The following is an 18,737-nucleotide window of genomic DNA, read 5'->3' on the forward strand; positions in this document are numbered from 1 at the left end:
TGGCTACTCCTTGCACTTGGATATGGCTGAATTAAAACTATCTAGGAAACCTGAGTAGGTTTTAAGGAATCGATTCGAAAAATAGACCCCCATATCCTTGGTATCTAAATTCGTCGAATTGAAGTAATCGAGTGGTAAAGAGGCTTTATCCAACTCTCTCTTAAAGACCAACTCATCCTCTAAAACAACATCAATTTCCCTTTGTTTTAAAAGTCTTAGTAATACTTTAGCATCTCGTGGCTGCTTAACGACGTTAAATCCATTACGTTTTAGCCAAAACCATTTGTTTGAGCCAAATTTGGCAGAAAAGTTAAGGTTTAACTTTGACAATTCATCAACCTTCGCCTCCACTCCTGGACCAAAATACCAATTCAAAGTCTGTTTCGCGATTGGAGCTGAAAGCGTTGCATACTCATCACGTTCTGATGTTTGTGTCGCAACGAAAAATCCATGCTGGCTACCACTATGAACACGCAACTGTGCATCAGACCAAGTAGTCATCGTCAGCTGATAAGGCTGTCCCATCATACCTAAGGCGCATTTAACCTTGTCTAAGGCGATTCCTTGCATTGAGGCGTTTTCATAGGTTTGGTACGGTGGCCAATCTTGTGTAGTCAGCATTAGACGAGATGGCCCAATTTTCACTTGCGCAGAGGCGCTCACCGACCAAAACGTCGAGATGAGTAGGGTGACTAACGATAATCTGATGGTAGAGGCTCTAGTTAACATCATTAGAGTTTCCTATCACTTCAGAGATTTTCAATATGGACACTGGCGGGTAATAGTCGAGCTTCTGTGCGGCTTCGATATTCACAATATAAGAATATTGGCTGAGTGACTCTATTGGTATGTCTGAAGCTTTTTGAGTTCCTTTCAAAATGTTCTTCGCTTTGTATCCCGCAAATTGACCAACGTTGTAGTAACGACTCACGATACCAAACAAAGCTTTATGTTTTCTAATCGGGCTCTCAGTGGCCGAGAATGTTGGGATACCCTTCGAATGTAACCCTGATACGACTTCCCCTCCTTGGGTGATGATGTATGAATCAGGGGGTAAGTAAGCCATATCGACACCATCACGTTTCATATTGTTTATCGTGAGGTTAATTAAGTCGCTGTTTGACTTACTTTTATCAATGTTTAATGGGTACAACATAACACGCTTATTATAAATTTCCGACAGCTCCATCATTTTATTTGCGGTGATAATCGAATTATTTTCATCAGCGTTATAGATAACCCCAAGGTTTGAGATGTTATTCAGTTTATCAATGGCTTTAAACTGTATTTCATGAGGGACAATATGTGAGACACCCGTAAAGTTTCTCTCTTTCGAAGATAAATCAGAGATCAAATTAGAACCGACGGGATCGGTAACAATACTGAATACAACAGGCGTGGAGTTATTCAGTCTAAATTCGCTAGGATCGGTGTAGGTCCCTAATAAATTCAAGGTGATAGTGGTGCCGAATGAATAAATTAGATCAGCATCTTTATATTCGAGATCTCTAATGTGTTGTTTGAGTTGCGCTTTATCTCTATTGGCATCAAGAATCGTAAATCTCACATCGATGTGTTGGGATAAATAATCCATGAAGCCTTGTTCGGCATCGGTTACGCCTCGCCATAATAAAAGAATGACGTGTTTTTCGTCACTTTTAGCGAACGAGAGTGGAGTCATTAAAATAAAGCTAAGAACGAACACTATAAATCTCATGATTGAACCCCTAGCTTTTGTTTATCCGACTTTAGAAATATTGAGAAAAAGACAATTAAGCTAAAGGAGCTCGCGAGTAGTGATGCACCGAATATAAGAATGGTTTGGTCGTAACCGAAGATACTCAAACACACCCCGGCTAGCATTGGGCCCGCTATATTACCGATACGTTCAGTCAGTCTGAAAATACCGATGATTTTTCCTTTCTCGATTCCTTGACCGGAAAGCAAGTCGATAACCAAAGGTATTTGTGGAGAGACACAGATGCCGTGAGCAATACCAATAATTATCACGATCAGCAGTAACCCCAATGTGCCTTGGAAGAAATAGAAATTAAGTAAGGCGAGGGATGAAAGTAGTCCACCAATAAAGATAAAGGCCATTTTGTTTTTGAGTTTGTCGACCAGAATGGCACTCAACGGCGAAATTAATATGATGGCGAGACCGTAAGCCATAATCACACGCCCTGAAACAGAGCTGCTTTCACCAAGGAATTGTAGGTAAACAGGGCAGATGTAGTAAAGGAATCCGGTGAGGACGATTTTCGCTGGTATCGCACTGAATATCGTGATCAAGGCAAAATATTTATTGCTCAACAGCAGCTTAAAGTCTTTTAACTTGACGGGCTTACTTGAATTACTGGTGTTCGATTTCTCGAAAAATACATAAACGAGTAACACGCTAAGTGTTGCTAATAATCCTGCAAGCATAAACGTTTCTGAATAGCCGAGCTTCTCCGCGAGAATCCCACCAATCGCGGCACCACATAAAGAGCCAGAAAAGAAGGCTGACAAGAAAGTCGCCATGCCTTTGGTGCGGTTAGTGTCGTTAGTCGTATCGGACACATAGCCTTGTGCTGAAATGAATACGATACCGTAGCCAACGGCGGTAAAAGCGCGAGCAACGAGTAACAGTTCTAGAGATTGAATGAAAGCCGTCGCGACTAAGCCGACACAGGTGATGAGACCACCTGTCATTAGCGAATGTCTTCTGCCTACTTTGTCTGACCAATAGCCCGCGAATGGCAGTGAGATCGCCCAACACAGCATGAATAGAGAAATAGGCAAACTGGTCACAAGGTTTTCAGGAATCCAGCCGGTGGTGTTTTCCAGCGATGAGACAAATCTAGGGAAAAACGCTAGCGAAGACGCTTCTGAGAACACCAGTAAAAACAGTGGCAAGCGAATGAATCGAAAGTCTTGTTTGTCGATATCTTGCGATGGCTGACTCGGGTTGAGCTTAGTGATCGCTTGATTGGTGAGGTTCAGCAGTTTGCCAATTTCATCGCGAGTAGAGATCTTTGCCAAGTGATTCACAATGTCTCGATTCACCAACATGAACACCTTCTTTACTTGGTTCCATGGCGAAATAATCATGAAGTTACACATAAACAGAATGATTTCAGCCACCACAAGGCAAGAGGCAACTAACACGGTAATCATATCCATGACGCTCTCTTTGAGCAGGTTGATGATCAGGTTGTTATCCGTGGTGACGTTTAATTGAATCGTGTGGCTGTTATTGAGCGTGAACGTAGACTCGCGAATAGAAGGGTGCTCCACATAAACCTTTGGGTAGCGATACGTTGTACCAGATTGTCCTTGAAAGTTTATAGAGAGAATTTCGCTATGATGATCAACGAAGAAAGCAAATTCTTCTTCCAAGCCATGCAGCCTGTCATCAGGTACTCCTTTATCGAGTAACCCTTTGATCATTTGATTTAATGAGTCGCCAATTAGGTTAGATTTCTGTTCTAGTTTCACTTCGTAGAGTTGGGAAAACTTGTCTAGAGATTGATACGAAACCCCAAGGTTGGCGACGATCGTTAGAAGGATAGCAAGTGAAATGATAAACACTGGGAAGTGTTTGGTTTTCAGTTTTTCAAACTTAGACAGTGAGCTTGGAGACTGCAGTGCTTTATGAGCTTGTGTAATCGTTGGCAGCAACTCATCTGAACTGGGCGCAGACTCAAAGATGGCGGTTGCACTTTTTACTCTACCAACAATACCTTCTAATAGGTATTTCAAGGCGACAAAAGCGACTAAACACGAAAGCAAAATCCAAATTGCCGAATAGAGAAACTGGAGTTTAAGTAAGAAGGTCTTTTGCTGTTCTAATAGGGTGGTGGAGTAGTACAGCTTAACTTGGCCTTCTACTAATCCAAAAGAGTTGGTGATATCAAGCGATAGTTGACGGTCACTTTCTTGATTTCCTTCTCCGGTACCAAACAGTCGTTCACCTGAAGTTGAGACGACCACCAAAGCGGTAATACCATCGACGATTTTTAAACGGCGGTCCAACATGCTTTGGATGTTTGATATTGCAGAGAGCGGCAAGCCTAAACTGATTGCTTGATTGATGTCGTTATGTGTTTCTTCCAACACAATTTCATAGATGGAATCGGAGGTTTCAGTCAGCCTTTTTTCGAAATTGAAATAGTTTAGTGTTGCATTTAAGGTGATGGAAAACAGCAAAACCGCCATGATGGCCAGCATCAACTTAACCCGAAGAGACAGGTTAAGTAATGAAGGCTTGGTCAAGGTTTGGCTGGCTTTGCTGTTCATTGGTTAAGACCTACTTAATAGATAAATCGAAGTCGGCACTGTTGTTCGTCGCGCTAACAGTAACTTGAGTAATCGGTTCGCTACGGCTGAGTCGACCAATACATTCTTCAGCTAATCTCGGCATCAATGAACGATTAATGATTTGCTCAACGGCACGGCCACCTGTTGTTGGGTCTGTATTGCGATCCACCACAAACTGAATGAAGTCAGCATCCCATGTGAAAGACGCTTGATATTGCTCTGCCAGTTTCTTCTTGATGCGATTGAGCGAGATCTCAGTAATCTTCGCTAGCTCTACATCATTAAGCGGGTAGTAAGGAACAATAGTGGTTCGCCCTAAGAAAGCGGGCTTAAAGTACTGTTGCAAGTCGGGGCGAATCGCTTCCAATAGCTCGTCGTTGTCTATGCGGTCTGTAGTCTTAGCACAGACATCACAGATAGCTTGATCGGCGGCGTTCGAGGTCATAATGATGATGGTATTTTTGAAGTCGACGGTTCGGCCTTCACTGTCTTTGATATGGCCTTTATCAAAAATTTGATAAAACAAGTCATGTACGCCAGGGTGTGCTTTTTCCATTTCATCTAACAGCAGTACTGAGTAAGGATTGCGTCGAATTGCTTCTGTTAACACACCCCCTTCACCAAAGCCGACGTAACCCGCTGGTGAGCCAAGCAACATAGAGATCTTATGTTCCTCTTTAAACTCGGTCATGTTGATCACAGTAAGGTCGTTGCTACCTCCGTAAAGTTGCTCCGCAAGTGCCATAGCGGTTTCGGTCTTACCCACACCACTTGGGCCACACATTAAGAACACGCCAATTGGTTTACGATTATCCGTTAAACCTGCACGGGATATACGAATCGCTTTTGCGAGCTCGTTCTTCGCCACATCTTGGCCAATAACTCGGGTATTGAGCTCGTCCTCTAAGGTAAGCAGTTTAGCGATTTCATCACTCATCATGTTGCCGACTGGAATACCTGTCCAATTGGCAATCACTTGTGCGATGGTGTTGTCGTCAACCATCGCATAAACCAGAGGCTCTTCACCTTGTAAATCGGCTAATTCAGTACGCAGAGTGTCGAGTTGCTTTTGTTTGGTGGCATCGACTGCATCTTGCTCTTGTTCTTCAGTGATCTCTTGCTGAACCGTCTTGATTTGGTCAACTAATTCAATTTCTTTCTCCCAACGCGTGTAATACGCCGCCAATGCTTGTTGGTTTTCTTCGATTGATTGTGTGAGCTCTTTTATCAATTCAGCGCTATTTGAGAACAATGCATCTTCTTTTTCTAACGCCGACTTTTCGTTTTCTTGGTAACGAATGGTTTGCTCTAGCGTTTCCAATACTTCTGGTTTCGCGCCTTGTGTCAGTGCGATTCGCGCACTAGCAGTATCCAGTAGGCTAATGGCTTTGTCTGGCAGTTGGCGACTCGGAAGGTAACGAATCGATAAGTTAACCGCAGCTTCAATCGCAGATTCAGCGATAAATGCGCCATGGTGAGCTTGCAGTGAAGCGGCAACACCACGTAGCATCTGCATTGCGTCTTCAGCGTTAGGTTCTTCAATGGTGACGACTTGGAATCGACGTGTCAGGGCCGGGTCTTTTTCGAAGTACTTCTTGTATTCGGCCCAAGTTGTCGCAGCGATGGTTTTGAATTCACCACGTGCTAGTGCTGGTTTGAGAAGGTTAGCAGCATCGTTTTGTCCGGCAGCGCCGCCAGCACCAATTAGGGTGTGGGCCTCATCAATGAATACGATGATCGGCACCTCAGAGCTTTTTACTTCGTTGATCACATCTTTTAGTCGGTTCTCGAACTCACCCTTAACGCTCGCTCCCGCTTGAAGTAACCCAAGGTCGAGAGAGTGGATTTGTACACCTTGCAATGCGCTTGGTACTTCATCTGCCGCGATTCTTAAAGCTAGCCCTTCGACAACCGCTGTCTTACCTACGCCGGGTTCACCGACCATAATCGGGTTGTTCTGACGCTTACGGCATAAGATATCAATCGCTTTTCTTACTTCAACATTACGGCCTGAAATCGGGTCGATATTTCCGTCGAGTGCTTGTTGCGTTAGGTTAACGGTGTATTTGCTTAATGCGTCGTTACCCGCTGGAGTGGTATCAACAGAGCCACTAGCTGAAGGATCGGCTGTGTTGCGTGCAATCGGAGTTTTCTTGATCAAGCCTTGCAGAGATTCGAGTGACACGCTGCTTAGTGTTTCGAGTTGCAGGGTGCTTACGCCCAAAACATTTTGCTGCATGAGTGCTTGGATTAGATGCAAGCTGACGATCTCTCCGTGACCGTAGTTAACCGATGCAATCATCCAAGCATCTTTGATTAACTCCGTGAGACCATGACTCAATGTAGGCTGACCTTCATTCCCTTTCGCTAACATGGAAACTTTCTTCGTTAGTTCATTAACCAAAGCGTCTAACGAAAGCTTTTGCGATTCACACAAAGCCATTAGCTTGGGATCTTTTTGCGAAATAAGCTGTAGAATCCAGTGTTCAGTCTCTATCGCGCCAACACCTTGATTCATTGCCGCACCCGCAGACGCTTCCAGCGCTTGCTTGAGTTCGGGAGAAAGTTTTCCTACTAAGTTAGTGAGAGTTACTTGTGTCATAGTCAATTCCTTGTATCTCTATAATCTATACATTCCGTATTACGAACTACAAAAGCAAAATCTTTACGGTTTCATTGGGGTTACGTTCAGGCGCTAGGTAGTCAATCTCACCCAAACGAGCAGCCATCGAAACCTTGCTTGATAAACGGGGTCTGGTTAAATATGAACGCTTAACGTTCAGGTAAATCGCAACGGGCGTGCTGTCTTTTAAGTAATGCTGCGTCAAAGACAATACGGCTTTAGCAAATTGGTCATCTTGTTGGATCTCGAGAAACTCAGTGCGGTTTTTCGGGGTCACAAAAATATTCAGATTATTGAAGTGAGCGAGACAGGTTCTCCCGACTAAAAAGCCCTGGCCTAAGCGACTATTAAAATCACGATCTGTACCGATTCGAGTCAATGAATCTGAAGGTAGAAGGCGTCGTTCAAAGGCTTTACATTCAACCTCAATCGAAAATGGGAAATAGTCATTAAGGATCTTCCTCAACGTGGTCAGACTGCGGCTTTGCTGGCTCAAAAGAAGCGAGTATTGCAGATACTCTTTGTGCTCTTTTCCAAGCGCTGCAAAGTGGCTTAACAAGGCAGTTTTTTTGGGGTTTTGCTCGCTTTCTACCAGTAACCAACGCCGTGCATTGGTTCGATAGGTAATCTCATAGTGTCTTTGATTGAACACGTCCAGAAAATCTTGCAGAGAATGATCTTCATTGTGTATTGCCGCTAACAACTCTTCGTAAATGTAATTCGGTATCACGCCTTTAACGCCAGAGAGTGCTTGTTTCGCTAGTCTGAGTTTGGCCTTATTTCCCTTTAACGAGAAATATTGAATCTCCTGAGGGTTACCCGTCGGCATCGCCTCTGACTTCAATTGAATCTGTAACGGCGTGGTACTTTGGGACTGAAGTTGTTCCAACAATCTCATCGCCTGTGAGAAGTCGTATTTCTCAGGCTGAACTGCTAAATCTTCGATGAAGTGCTTCATATCATCTCCCTATGACCATCGCTTTGGCTTATATACGTTGGCGGTGTTACCAATATTCGCTGCGTTATAGGCACAATTGACTACCGTGAATTTTTGGGTACTTTTTGACGATACCGTCTCGTCCGTAAATACGGATCTTGAGTTGGATGTATCGGTCAAAACTACAAAATTGTTGGAAGAAACGGTTTAGCACATCAGCAAATGCCAAGTAGGGGCCTGTTGCATCTAGCGTTAATTCAATCTCAGTGCCGGGCGAGAAGACGTTTTTACCTAGCACACGAATCGCAGAAACTTGCGAATCAAAAGTAACTGAGTGAATCATCTGAATCTCAGCACTTGATACCTGTTCTCGGCTGCACAAACTCAACATGTGTTTGAGGTCGGAGACTGGGTTGCTCGATTGCACCAAAGATGAAAAATTGGTGTTCAACAAGCTGATAAATTCCCAGTGGATATTCTGATCAACCTCTTTAGTGATTGGCGCTGAAGGTGGATAAATCGGTGAAAATTCACCGGGTAAGTCAATACTCTCTAGGCATTCTAAAGTACCACTCACTCCGCAGGCTTGCTTACCATTTGTGCATAATAAGCGCGTACCAAGTAGCTTGCTAAATTCAGTCGTTGGTGTATCTGAAAGTGATATCGCAATGCTCATTTCACCAAAGTGATTGTGCTTACTTTGCCAATAATCGTATCGCTGATTGTGAGCGTATTTCTCTTTAAAAAGAGGGACTAATGGGATTTCTCCATTAGGTGTGATTTCATAGACATCTTGAATCTCTATGATTTCTATATTGTTGTCGCTATGAGCATCGGCATTGACGGGAACTGAAAGGGTTCGATGGTCGTAAGAAATAGGTTCACCGGTTTGCTCAAATAGATTAACCGCAGGCATAACGTTTAGCTTGATAACATCTTTATTGAACAAGCGGATGAATTCAGACGGCAGTGAAGACATAAATAAGTTGATCACGATTTCCGACTCATCAAACTGGCTCGCGTATTTCGCGAAGTTCTTGAGCCTAAAGAACTGACGCTTCTCTTTGAAAAAGAAGAATTCGTTGATCAGTTGGTAGCCAGTGAACTGATTGCCGTGCTCGGGTAGAAATTTAAATTCTAGGTCGCTGATTCGATTCTTTAGCTGGTTGCTATCAAGGGTGACGTGTTGAGTGCATTCACTATCAGAGATTGAAATCGACAAGGTGTTGTTGAGTAGCAATTCAACGAGAGAGTCTGCGTTGTTCTCAAAGCCTTTGACGAAGAAGTCTAGGTCATTGAGCTCCAAGTGACTGAAGTGAGTTTCTGGATCACCAGTGCTGAGTGATATTTGGACAACAGCGTTACTTTGACTGGCTGATTTGGGTCTGTTGAAACTAAATGGGGCACTTAAAGCTTTAATGTTGCTTAGGCTAAACGGCGAGATTTTTAGTTCATCGACGGTCCTGAATAAACACTCGTTTTTGGTGTTGGTGCTCGAAAACAGCGAGCCTTTTGGCAAGGTATTGGATTCAATGGGACCATCCTCTGCTAACAGCTCAAGGTAGGCAACGCTCGGTACCGTTTGAATGTACGAAGGGTATAAAACGCCAAGAATCCCTTCGATGACTTCCGGTAACTGCTCCGAGAGTTTCTTTTCGACTTTCGCATTTAATAGGGCAACACCGTCTAGCAGGCGAGCCATGCTCGGGTCTTCTATTTTACCCTGATGAATATTGAGCTTTTCAGCGTGTGTAGGATACTCCTCACCAAACTGTCCCAATGAACGGCGAACAAAGGCCAGCTCTTGCTCAAAGTAACGCATAATAGGTTCAGTCATAGTTATCTTCTTCCAGAGAGGTCGTTAAGTCGCTTAATGCGATTTTTGAATCAAAGATAAGGTCTTGTTCACCATAGCTGGTTTTTACCTTAGCGATGATGTTGAAGGACAATGAGTTATCGCCTTCTTTTCGCTCGCCAAGTTCGACAGAAATGTTATGTAAGCGCGGCTCAAAGCTCTTGATCCAGTTTTCGATTCTGAGCGTGAGTTGTGTTTTTTCTAATGTCGCACTGAGTAACTGAATGTCTTCAATCCCAAACTTCAAATTGGAGCGGTTTACTTCAATTAACCTGTTGTCAATGTCTGTTAGCGAGGCCTCTGCTTCTAGCAGCTTGGTGAGATGGAACTTGATATCCTCTATCTCTGCATCTTGGTACGGTTTAGAATCGCTAACAAAGGTAGACCAGAAACTCATTACGCCACCTCATTTAGGTCGGTGGTTAACACAACTTCACCACTGAAATAGTCAAACTGGTATTGAGGCACAATACGCAAAGTGCAAGCAAAACTGCCAGCTTGAGCACTCGACTCTGTGACACTGACTTTGGCAAAGCTTAATGGGTATTTCGACAGAGTTTCTTCGTTGGCAAACGACACGTTGCTTGAGAACTTTTCTATCCAGTGCGTTAAGAACAGTTCACACTCTGTTGCGTTATTGAAGCTGCCGATCATTTCTCTTACTTGAACTTTTAAGTAATGAGCGATTCTGCAGGACATCAGTGTAGTTTGAATCTGAGTAAGGACCTTGTCGTTATCACTTTGACCACATTGCCAAATCGAGTTGTTGCCGTTGAAGTAGAATTTGTCGGTTAGGGGGCTTTTAGCGAGTGGAATAAAGCCACTTTGCGCGTAGAAGTTAGAAAGCTGCCCGAACAAGCTAATGTCTGTCACGGGTTTCTGCAGATAGCTATCGAAATAGTGGTTTGCAGGAAGGTTAATCACTGCGCCTTGCAGTTTATCGTTCCAGCGAGATTTCAAAAAACCAAACCAATTCACACGATGGAACTCTCGCATGATAGTCGTCGCCAGAACCATATTGGCTAGACCCCATGAGCCTTTTCCTTGTTCGTTATAAATAAAGCCAGCTCTTCGGTTTTTGTAGGCTTCTCTGATTCGTACTTGAGGTAGCGCCATGCCGATAAAGCGAGAGCTCGGTTTATTACGTAACTCTTGCCAAGCGGTATAATCGGGGCCTGAAAGAATCTTGTTGATACGTTCTATATCTGAGAGCCAATCAGCACCGCTTTCACCGAAAAAAGTGGAGACAGGAGAAAACAGCATGGGGCAGAGTGTCGCTTCCCCTAACTTTCCAAGGAGCTCTAAGGTAAATAAGTCGTCGTATTCAGCATCAAAATCAATATCCATTGAGATAGGGTGACTAAAAGCGATACAGCCAAACGGATGTCCCCCTAAAGTATTCAGCTCGTTGTTGCCTATCTTATTGTACAGGTCACTGGATTTGGTTGAGTATGCTTGGTTAACGTCGCTGGATATCTCTTCCCAGTTCATATCTAAAAGCTTTACATGTGCTCTTTGATAGCTAACGGGGAGGGAGGCAAGTTGTTGTAGGCTAAGCCAATTACGTTCTAGCTTTTGAAACTCAGAGTCATGGATAACTTCATCGAGTTGTAAGCTGAGTGCGTTATCGATTTTAGATATCAGCGTTGATATCAATGAAATTAGTGAGGATTTAGAGCTTAAAGAGTGTTGGTCTAGCTCAGATAACAGAGATAAAGCCTCTTTTAAAAAGGAATTATCTGTGTCATCTAATTGGTTGAATTTGTTCTGCCATTCTGTATTTAACTTCATACAAAATTTTGGCCGGATTGCTCCGGCCAAATCCCTATTAGCCAGGAATCTTAGCAACCATTCGAACTGAAGTGGTCAGTTCTTCAAGTTGTAACCAAGGTCTTAGGTGAGCGACAGCAGAGTAGGCACCTGGCTTACCAGGTTGCTCAACCACTTCGATGCGAGATTCACAAAGAGGGGTTTTTGCACGTTGCTCGTTACCAATTGCACCAGCATTGGTGTATTGGTCGATCCATAGTTGTAGCTCACGCTTAATGTCCGGAGCTTCAAGGTTCGAACCTAGCTTGTCTCGACCCATCACTTTCAGATAGTGGGCGATGCGGCTACTTGCCATGATGTAAGGCAGGCGAGCAGAGATAGCAGCGTTTGCAGTGGCGTCAGGGTCGGTGAAAGTTTTAGGCTTCTGCGTGGTTTGACCGCCAATGAACACGGCGTAGTTAGAACTCTTATAGTGAACCAAAGGAAGGAAACCAAGATCAGAAAGCTCTTTTTCGCGCTCATCCGTTAGGTTTACTTCAGTTGGGCACTGTTGCAGTAGGTCGCCAGCTTCAGACTTGTACGTTAGGTTTGGTAGGTTTTCTACCTTACCGCCATTATCAAGACCACGAATCGAAGTACACCAACCAGAAGCCGTGTAAGCTTGAGTCATTTTAAGACCAAGATCATATGCCGCGTTTGACCAAACTAGCTGATCATTACTCTTAGGTTTAGGGTTTCCATCCATATCTGTGTCGAGCTCTTCGTAAGCAAACACATCGGTACTTAAGCCTTTTCCGCCGTAAGGCAGGCGAGCAAGAGTTCGTGGAAGAGTGAGTGTTACGTAACGCGCATCATCGCTCTCACGGAATGAATTCCATGCTGCATAAGCAGGGGAGTCGAAGCCCGCAGCAACAGGTTTACCTTCAGAGAAGGTTTGGAAATCATTAAACTCGAACATTTCTGCATTTGCAGCAGCAACGAATGGGGCGTGACAGGCAGCAGCAACTTCGCCCATGTAGCGAAGCAGTGCAACATCTTCATCTTTAGCGCTGAACTCGTAGTCACCAATAAAGGTTCCGTAAGGTTCACCACCTGCTGTACCGAATTCACCTTGGTAAACAGCGTTAAACAGCGGGCTACGGTCAATTGCAGGTGCATCTTCAAATTGGTCAAGCAGCTCTTCTTGAGTGAAGTCGACCATTTTGATTTTCAGATCGCGGCCAAGTTCGCTCTCTTTAACCAGCTTTTGTAGACCACGCCAAGAGCCTTCCAGTTTTTGTAGATCTTTTTGCTGCATCACTTCAGACAGCTGCTTGGATAGCTTTTTATCAATCTCAGAAATTGCGTTTTCGATGGTTTTTGTAACGTTTTTATCCCACGTCACTGTACCTGAAAGCGCCTGCTCTGTAAGAACAGAAAACAGCTCTTTGGTGGTGTCTGCGGGAGTTTGAGTGGTAGCTTCAATCGCACGGTCTAGAAAGCTCAGTGAGCCTTCAGCAGCTTCCGGTTGCGCTTGATTTTCAGTTTCAGTACTCATTACTCAGCTCCTTCTTCTTTAATGCCAAGCTCATCAGAAAGAGCATTGATCGTGTCTGCACTTTGTAGAACTTCTTTTAGCAGTTTCTCTAGGTCGCGAGAACGATCGGCTTTAGAAAGAAGTACCTTCAGTTGATTGCGGGTTTCGACAAGTTTCTTAAGCGGTTCAACCTGTTCGATGATCGCTTCAGGTTCGAAGTCTTTCATTGAATCGAACTTAAGGCTCGCTTCAAATTGGCTATCGTCGCCAGCAAGTACATTATCTACTTTTAGAGATAATTCAGGACCAACGCGCTTCATTACTGTGTCGAAGTTGTCTTTATCAACGTTGTAGAAGGTACGATCTTCCACTTCTTCTTTGTCTTGTTTATGGCCTGAGTAGTCACCAATAACCCCAACAACAAAAGGGAGCTCTTTGGTTTCTACAGCGCCATTAGTCTCAACGTCATAGGTAATACTTACGCGGTTCTTACTTACGCGTTTATGTTGGGAATTTAGTGCCACGGTAACTCTCCTTGTTTAATTACTTAGCAGTCGAAGTGACTTTAGCTGTAGTAGCATCGAAGCCAACCTCTGGGCCTTTCTCGATCTTACCGCCGTCTGCTTCAATGTAGTAAGCCTTAGAAATCTCGGTGTAGGTTAAGCTGAAAGATTCGCTTGGAAGAGAACCGTCAGTACCAGACATGTTATAGCTAGACATACGAGCCATTTTTAGCGTTAAAATTAGGTATGGATCAGCACCAGAACCCTCACGGTTTGGTTTTGTCATCACGATTTCAACAGTGCGACCTTCTGGACCAGGCGCGTATAAGAATGTGGTTAGATGTGGTGTTGCACCATCACAGCCACGAGTCATGTTGACCTCACCAAGAGCAACCATGCCTTGGTCCGCATTGTTCGCATTACCTACATCGATACCAACACCACGCACAGCGCTCCAAGAAATACTATCAAGAGCAAAGAAACCATCTTTGCCGCCGATTTTTTCTACGGTTGCTGCACCTTTTGGTGTCGTACCATCAATTCTCATAAAAATAGAAGCCATTACTTTCTCCTTGCTGACGCATTAATGTGCTTTACCACTCAAAATCTTGCAGGCTGCTTGATGATGAGTCGGAAGTAGATTCAGATGTTTGGTTTGTATCTGTGGTGCTATTTGAACTATCGGGAACTGACGTTACATTCGCTGGCTCTTCAATAGTCGGTTTTACTGGCGGAGTTGCCTCCGGAGCAGAAGTCATTACAGGAACCGATTTGCCTGACAAATCCATCTTGTCTAGGTTGTCCATTCCCGTCATTTGATTGATTTGGGCAATCACATTTTGTTCATTGCCAATCATCTCTTGGAGCAACTCAGGAAAACTCATATACCCCCAACGAATAGATCGCTCGAGTAAAAAGGCGATAGGGCTATGAGGTTCGGTCTCTTTAAAGTATTCGGCGATCTTTCTAATTTCTTGGAAGGCATGATCGCGATTTACAATTCCGTTGATGCTCGATACGTTCTGGACGACAGCTTGAGCTTGATTCTGAGTTGCCTGAACATGTGACGTATGAGATTGTGCTTGATTTGTTGGGGCTGCTTGCCCGAAATCTTGGCTGACTGTTGTTGCTGAATTAGTCTCAGTGGCGGTTATATCACCTTGTTCTAGTGCCGCAGGTATTGAATCGCTTTGTATTATTACTTCTGACGAGGCTTGGATCACATGGAAATCGTCATCTAAAGGCCAAGGTGTGAATTTTTCACCCACCAGGAAGTGTATCGCTTTGATGAGGTCACGAACGTTAGTCTTGATGAAGTTAAAACTGATTAGGGTCGCATCTACTGCTTGGCATTTTTCCGCCAAGTTTTTCTCGATCAGTTCTAGCTCGCTGTAAATATTTGCCAGTTGAAAAAGCGTTTCAGAAACGCTTTGATCAAATGCGCCTAAAGCCGATTCTTTCAATTCGTTTATGCTGCCTTTACGTTCAGCAACCAAATAATCGCCATAGGTAACGCCAGCACAGAAGTCGAGCATTTGAAAGGGCACATAAACAGAGCTCGTATCAACGGACTCACCAACGAGTTGTAGTAAGGGCTTGGTTCTGAATTCTGCAATCTCTTTTGCTTTTCCAGCCTCATCTGAAGCTTTTAACTTAGCTTCTGGTGGCATCGGGTTTAGCGTATCCCAAAATTGGTCTACAAATTGGTTTAAAGCAGGAAGAGTGCTAGCAAGGCTTTCGAATGGGCTAGGAGTAAAAAGCTGACTGGTAATATACCAACCTAATATTTCTAAGTCCTTCGACTGAGAAATGAGTGTTTCTTCTGAGACTTTTCGTAACTCCGCCCAGTTATCCGTGTTAGCGTCAACCAGTGCTGGATCAGAGGATGCATCAGGCGTCTCAACCAACTGTCTAAATGACGACTGAGCGCTATTGTAAACGTTTCTTAAGCAGCGATAGGCACTTCGATCTAACTTCAAATAAGAGCCAGAGGGCGCTTCATCCGAGATTGGAACAAGTAGGTCGGCGATTTCTGTCATATACATCCTGTAAAAAATCTATTTGTTATTCCGATCGCACAAAGTGTCACATTTGATACATATTCCTTATGTTTCGTAAACACTTGTTAACATTTACTAATTCTAGAGCTTTTTTGTGAAAAGTCTCATGTAAAATAGATATTTACTTAAAACTATGAACTTCATCTAAAAAAGTGGACCGATGTCACGGTTTTATGAAACCCTATGAAATGTAAGGTGTTTAGCCTCCAATCATCACTGTAGGCATACCCAAGACAATCGAGCCACCGTGGCTTGTGGTATCGCCCATACGAGCGGCAGGCTTGCTCATGATGAGAACTGTCGCGCTGCCTTTGATGATGCTATCAGGGGGACCAACACAGACGCACATGTCGCCGAGTGTCGCAGCGGGCATATTACCAATCAGAACGGTCGGAACACCGGGGCCACTGATTGGTCCACCTACGTGTGGTATAGGGGGGACAGCAGGTGTTTGCATTGGGCATACATGCATGTCGGTTAGTCGTGCGGCTAATGTCATCGGTAACTCCTATGCTTTGCTTCCTTTGGCAAGCTCTAGCGCTATGCCGACGGATTTTTTGTAGTACTCGTCTGTCTTGTCCCAATTTGGTAGTGCTGCCGAGTGGTTAATCGCGCCGGCTACCGCCTTAGAGTATAGAAAAGGATCTGGAAGAACCGTTGGCAAATCTGGTGCAACAATACTGCCGGACCCGTTCCAAAATACCGCTTGCGCCAACCAGGATGGGCCGCAATTTAAATTGAGCTTGTTTGAAAATAGTTCACTCTTGCGCCTTTGCTCTTCTGATGGCGATTTGACCCATGCTTTTGCGGTAGAGATACATTGCTTTTGCATGGTAGACCACACGTCATTCCTTGCATCGAGCGTATGTGCTCCCCACCAAACTGCTTCACGAACGGGAAGTCCATGAGCAAGAAGTTGAACCAAGTCGAAGTAAAGCTCGTTCTCTAACAGAGTTTCTATGGAGTCGTTGATGCTGAGATCTTCATCGATCAGGGCTTGAGCTTCGTCTGAGCTAGAGAACCTGTCGAGTAATTGCCGGCCTGTTTGATACGGAATCTTTTTATACATATTTTCGTTCTACCTAAATTTGTGCTTTGGTCCGGTTTAAGTATTAGCAACTTGGGCCTGTTAATTCACCTTAACAATCGCACCTTTTAGCTCGCCCATAACACCACCATCGAACGTACCTTTTAGTCCAGATTTAAACTCGGCACTCAGTGAGCCCTCAGCGGAAAGGGTGGTATCTGCTTTAATCGCCACACTGAGACCTTTAATACTGTTTGAGCTTGTAGCTTCGAGGGCTGTGGTTACACCAGATATTTTGTTCGCTGATGTTGCTTTGCTGGTCACATTCATCCCTTCGAGATTGAGTGCGCTGCTGGCTTTGATGTCAATGTTGCTGGCTTCAATGCTAATGGAAGAGGAAGACATGGTAATTTTGCTTGATCCAACGGTTAGCTCAATTTTGTCATCGGCTTCCAAAGAGATGGATTTACCTTTTTCACTGATCGCTTTGTCAGAGGTCAGTGTGTAGTTGTCCTCTGTAGAGACTGTCACTTGCTTGGTCGTCTTCTGAAGCAATTCACCTTTGATGGTTTCAGTTAGGTTGTTTTCTACTTCCTTGGTGAAATCTTTGGTGGCATGCATGTACATGAGCTCATTGTCTTTCTTGTCATCAAAATAGAGTTCATTAGCTAATCCATTTAGCTTAGTGCTGATACCTGTTTTGGTTGAGTTTGCTTCTTTGTAAGGCGGCGTATTTTTGCTGTTATAGACACTGCCTGTGATGATGGGTTGGTCTGGATCACCATCGATAAAGCTCACCAAGACTTCTTGTCCCACTCGTGGGATAAATTGAGCACCATAGCCGCTGCCGGCCATCATTTGAGCGACACGTACATAGCAACTGGTTTTGTCACCTGAAGCTTCAGTATCCCAATGAAACTGGATTCGAACTCGACCTTGGTCATCTTGGTTAATTTCACCAGCGGTGCTGCCTGCAACTACCGCACTTTGTAATCCGTGTATTTTGGCTTTGTCTCTCGGTGTCGGGTAATTCGGAATTGAAGTGTCGATGAGTGAGAGGCTTGCTTCACAATGGTTGTCACTGTTGTAATTGATTCGGATCTCAGTGACGAGATAATCGCCGAGCTGAGACTTATCTAGATGTGATGCCAGTGAAAACCAAGTGCCTAACTCGAATGAATCATGCTGTGCTTCTGCGTGAACGGTTTGATAGCTTTGCTCTAACTGTTCAATTCGTCGTTTAACTAGGTTGCTGGCAAGGTCTTCCATTCCACCGGTGATACCAAGGTTTGGATAGTATTGTTTGGTTAATTTGGTGTTGTTCGCGATCTTGTGACTAGATTTTTTCTCTTTACTACTCACCAACTTGCTTTGCGAGTAGTCATAAGCAGTGAGTTCAATACTTGCACCATGAAACTGTCCTTGCGGCATCCATTTATCTATTAAAGGATTGCTGCCGGAAGGAGTCTCAATCATATCCATTTTACTGGCATCTGATTTTTGAAACGGACTCTGTGCGTCTTGGAGCATCATCAAATGATCAGAATCGCTGTGTTGGAAAAAGTAATGAACGCCTTCTTCAGCCAATAAACGAGTGACAAAGTCGAAGTCACTTTCATTGTATTGGACACAATATTCCCGTTTAGAAGAGGGCATAGTTCCTGTTTTAAAGGATCCACTAAAGCCCGCTTGCGTTAATACATCTGACACTATGTCTTTGGTTGATTGGTTTTGATACACACGAAATGAGTGAGTGTGTTTTAGCAACCAGAACCAAGGTCTAAGAGTGACGCGGTAACTTGAGTATTGCAGGTTACTGTCCATACCTAACAGCTGAACTTGCGTAACAATACCGTTGAACACTCGGGTAGCGGTTAGGTTGTCGGTATCATTGACAAATCGCGTAACCACCAGATTTTGTCCAAGCTGGTCATCGATAACAAAGCTTTTAGATATGAGCGTTAATTCTATTTTAAATGGCTTCGATAAATACTCAGAAATAGTCAAATCGCTGACTGCATGCTCATTGCTTTTAGAATCTTTTGCCACAATGGTGCTGGCAGAAGGGGAGAAATTATCCGTCATAGGCTCGCCTGATAATGCTCGAAGGTGTCTCGACATTGGGTAATGTCAATACTAACGAA

Annotated in this window: 15 protein-coding genes; all 15 read right to left on the bottom strand. The window is 44.0% G+C overall.

All coding sequences use genetic code 11. From position 1 onward, the window contains the following. Positions 1-3: 3 nt before the first annotated feature. Positions 4-732 (bottom strand): transporter substrate-binding domain-containing protein, encoded by a 729-nt coding sequence (locus OH460_RS20205; protein ID WP_269999288.1) that lies wholly within the window; start codon positions 730-732, stop codon positions 4-6. Next, complete coding sequence (locus OH460_RS20210) at positions 719-1,717, bottom strand: ABC transporter substrate-binding protein (RefSeq protein ID WP_269999289.1); 999 nt, start codon at positions 1,715-1,717, stop codon at positions 719-721. Before OH460_RS20210 ends, OH460_RS20205 begins: the two co-directional genes overlap by 14 nt. After that, complete coding sequence (locus tag OH460_RS20215) at positions 1,714-4,281, bottom strand: MFS transporter (protein ID WP_269999290.1); 2,568 nt, start codon at positions 4,279-4,281, stop codon at positions 1,714-1,716. Before OH460_RS20215 ends, OH460_RS20210 begins: the two co-directional genes overlap by 4 nt. 10 nt (positions 4,282-4,291) lie before the next feature. Beyond that, the gene (gene tssH / locus OH460_RS20220; protein ID WP_269999291.1) at positions 4,292-6,904 is read right to left on the bottom strand and encodes a type VI secretion system ATPase TssH; all 2,613 of its coding nucleotides are present in this window, start codon (positions 6,902-6,904) and stop codon (positions 4,292-4,294) included. Positions 6,905-6,950: 46 nt separating this feature from the next. Further along, the gene (locus tag OH460_RS20225) at positions 6,951-7,883 is read right to left on the bottom strand and encodes a type VI secretion system baseplate subunit TssG (protein ID WP_269999292.1); all 933 of its coding nucleotides are present in this window, start codon (positions 7,881-7,883) and stop codon (positions 6,951-6,953) included. A gap of 64 nt (positions 7,884-7,947) precedes the next feature. After that, positions 7,948-9,699: a type VI secretion system baseplate subunit TssF gene (gene tssF, locus OH460_RS20230; RefSeq protein ID WP_269999293.1), complete on the bottom strand. Its 1,752-nt coding sequence runs from the start codon at positions 9,697-9,699 to the stop codon at positions 7,948-7,950. After that, a complete protein-coding gene (gene tssE, locus OH460_RS20235) occupies positions 9,692-10,114 on the bottom strand; it encodes a type VI secretion system baseplate subunit TssE (protein ID WP_269999294.1) in 423 nt (140 codons plus the stop codon). The genes tssF and tssE overlap by 8 nt, the downstream gene beginning before the upstream one ends. Further along, on the bottom strand, positions 10,114-11,508 hold the full coding sequence (locus OH460_RS20240; protein ID WP_116871994.1) for a type VI secretion system contractile sheath domain-containing protein: 1,395 nt from the start codon (positions 11,506-11,508) through the stop codon (positions 10,114-10,116). Before OH460_RS20240 ends, tssE begins: the two co-directional genes overlap by 1 nt. A 37-nt stretch (positions 11,509-11,545) precedes the next feature. Then, positions 11,546-13,024, bottom strand: coding sequence for a type VI secretion system contractile sheath large subunit (gene tssC, locus OH460_RS20245; protein ID WP_086713377.1), 1,479 nt, complete (start codon positions 13,022-13,024; stop codon positions 11,546-11,548). After that, complete coding sequence (tssB, locus tag OH460_RS20250) at positions 13,024-13,527, bottom strand: type VI secretion system contractile sheath small subunit (protein WP_009846607.1); 504 nt, start codon at positions 13,525-13,527, stop codon at positions 13,024-13,026. The genes tssC and tssB overlap by 1 nt, the downstream gene beginning before the upstream one ends. 19 nt (positions 13,528-13,546) lie before the next feature. Further along, positions 13,547-14,068 carry a type VI secretion system tube protein Hcp gene (locus OH460_RS20255; protein WP_086713379.1) on the bottom strand — a complete coding sequence of 174 codons (522 nt, stop codon included), beginning with the start codon at positions 14,066-14,068 and terminating at the stop codon, positions 13,547-13,549. 31 nt (positions 14,069-14,099) lie between these two features. Next, positions 14,100-15,545, bottom strand: a complete 1,446-nt coding sequence (locus OH460_RS20260) for a type VI secretion system protein TssA (protein ID WP_269999295.1) — start codon at positions 15,543-15,545, stop codon at positions 14,100-14,102. Between the two features lie 220 nt (positions 15,546-15,765). Further along, positions 15,766-16,065, bottom strand: coding sequence for a PAAR domain-containing protein (locus tag OH460_RS20265; protein WP_269999296.1), 300 nt, complete (start codon positions 16,063-16,065; stop codon positions 15,766-15,768). A gap of 9 nt (positions 16,066-16,074) precedes the next feature. Further along, the gene (locus OH460_RS20270) at positions 16,075-16,635 is read right to left on the bottom strand and encodes a DUF6931 family protein (RefSeq protein ID WP_116871996.1); all 561 of its coding nucleotides are present in this window, start codon (positions 16,633-16,635) and stop codon (positions 16,075-16,077) included. A 60-nt stretch (positions 16,636-16,695) separates the two neighbouring features. Beyond that, positions 16,696-18,678, bottom strand: a complete 1,983-nt coding sequence (locus tag OH460_RS20275) for a type VI secretion system Vgr family protein (RefSeq protein WP_269999297.1) — start codon at positions 18,676-18,678, stop codon at positions 16,696-16,698. Positions 18,679-18,737 lie beyond the last annotated feature (59 nt).

This window comes from Vibrio sp. Makdt, assembly GCF_027587015.1.
GTDB classification, from domain to species: domain Bacteria; phylum Pseudomonadota; class Gammaproteobacteria; order Enterobacterales; family Vibrionaceae; genus Vibrio; species Vibrio chagasii_B.

Bases quoted from the DNA above. Each gene is read 5' to 3' on its own strand.
- OH460_RS20205 (WP_269999288.1), bottom strand. From the start codon at position 732: ATGATGTTAACTAGAGCCTCTACCATCAGATTATCGTTAGTCACCCTA.
- OH460_RS20210 (WP_269999289.1), bottom strand. From the start codon at position 1,717: ATGAGATTTATAGTGTTCGTTCTTAGCTTTATTTTAATGACTCCACTC.
- OH460_RS20215 (WP_269999290.1), bottom strand. From the start codon at position 4,281: ATGAACAGCAAAGCCAGCCAAACCTTGACCAAGCCTTCATTACTTAAC.
- tssH (WP_269999291.1), bottom strand. From the start codon at position 6,904: ATGACACAAGTAACTCTCACTAACTTAGTAGGAAAACTTTCTCCCGAA.
- OH460_RS20225 (WP_269999292.1), bottom strand. From the start codon at position 7,883: ATGAAGCACTTCATCGAAGATTTAGCAGTTCAGCCTGAGAAATACGAC.
- tssF (WP_269999293.1), bottom strand. From the start codon at position 9,699: ATGACTGAACCTATTATGCGTTACTTTGAGCAAGAGCTGGCCTTTGTT.
- tssE (WP_269999294.1), bottom strand. From the start codon at position 10,114: ATGAGTTTCTGGTCTACCTTTGTTAGCGATTCTAAACCGTACCAAGAT.
- OH460_RS20240 (WP_116871994.1), bottom strand. From the start codon at position 11,508: ATGAAGTTAAATACAGAATGGCAGAACAAATTCAACCAATTAGATGAC.
- tssC (WP_086713377.1), bottom strand. From the start codon at position 13,024: ATGAGTACTGAAACTGAAAATCAAGCGCAACCGGAAGCTGCTGAAGGC.
- OH460_RS20255 (WP_086713379.1), bottom strand. From the start codon at position 14,068: ATGGCTTCTATTTTTATGAGAATTGATGGTACGACACCAAAAGGTGCA.
- OH460_RS20260 (WP_269999295.1), bottom strand. From the start codon at position 15,545: ATGACAGAAATCGCCGACCTACTTGTTCCAATCTCGGATGAAGCGCCC.
- OH460_RS20265 (WP_269999296.1), bottom strand. From the start codon at position 16,065: ATGACATTAGCCGCACGACTAACCGACATGCATGTATGCCCAATGCAA.
- OH460_RS20270 (WP_116871996.1), bottom strand. From the start codon at position 16,635: ATGTATAAAAAGATTCCGTATCAAACAGGCCGGCAATTACTCGACAGG.
- OH460_RS20275 (WP_269999297.1), bottom strand. From the start codon at position 18,678: ATGACGGATAATTTCTCCCCTTCTGCCAGCACCATTGTGGCAAAAGAT.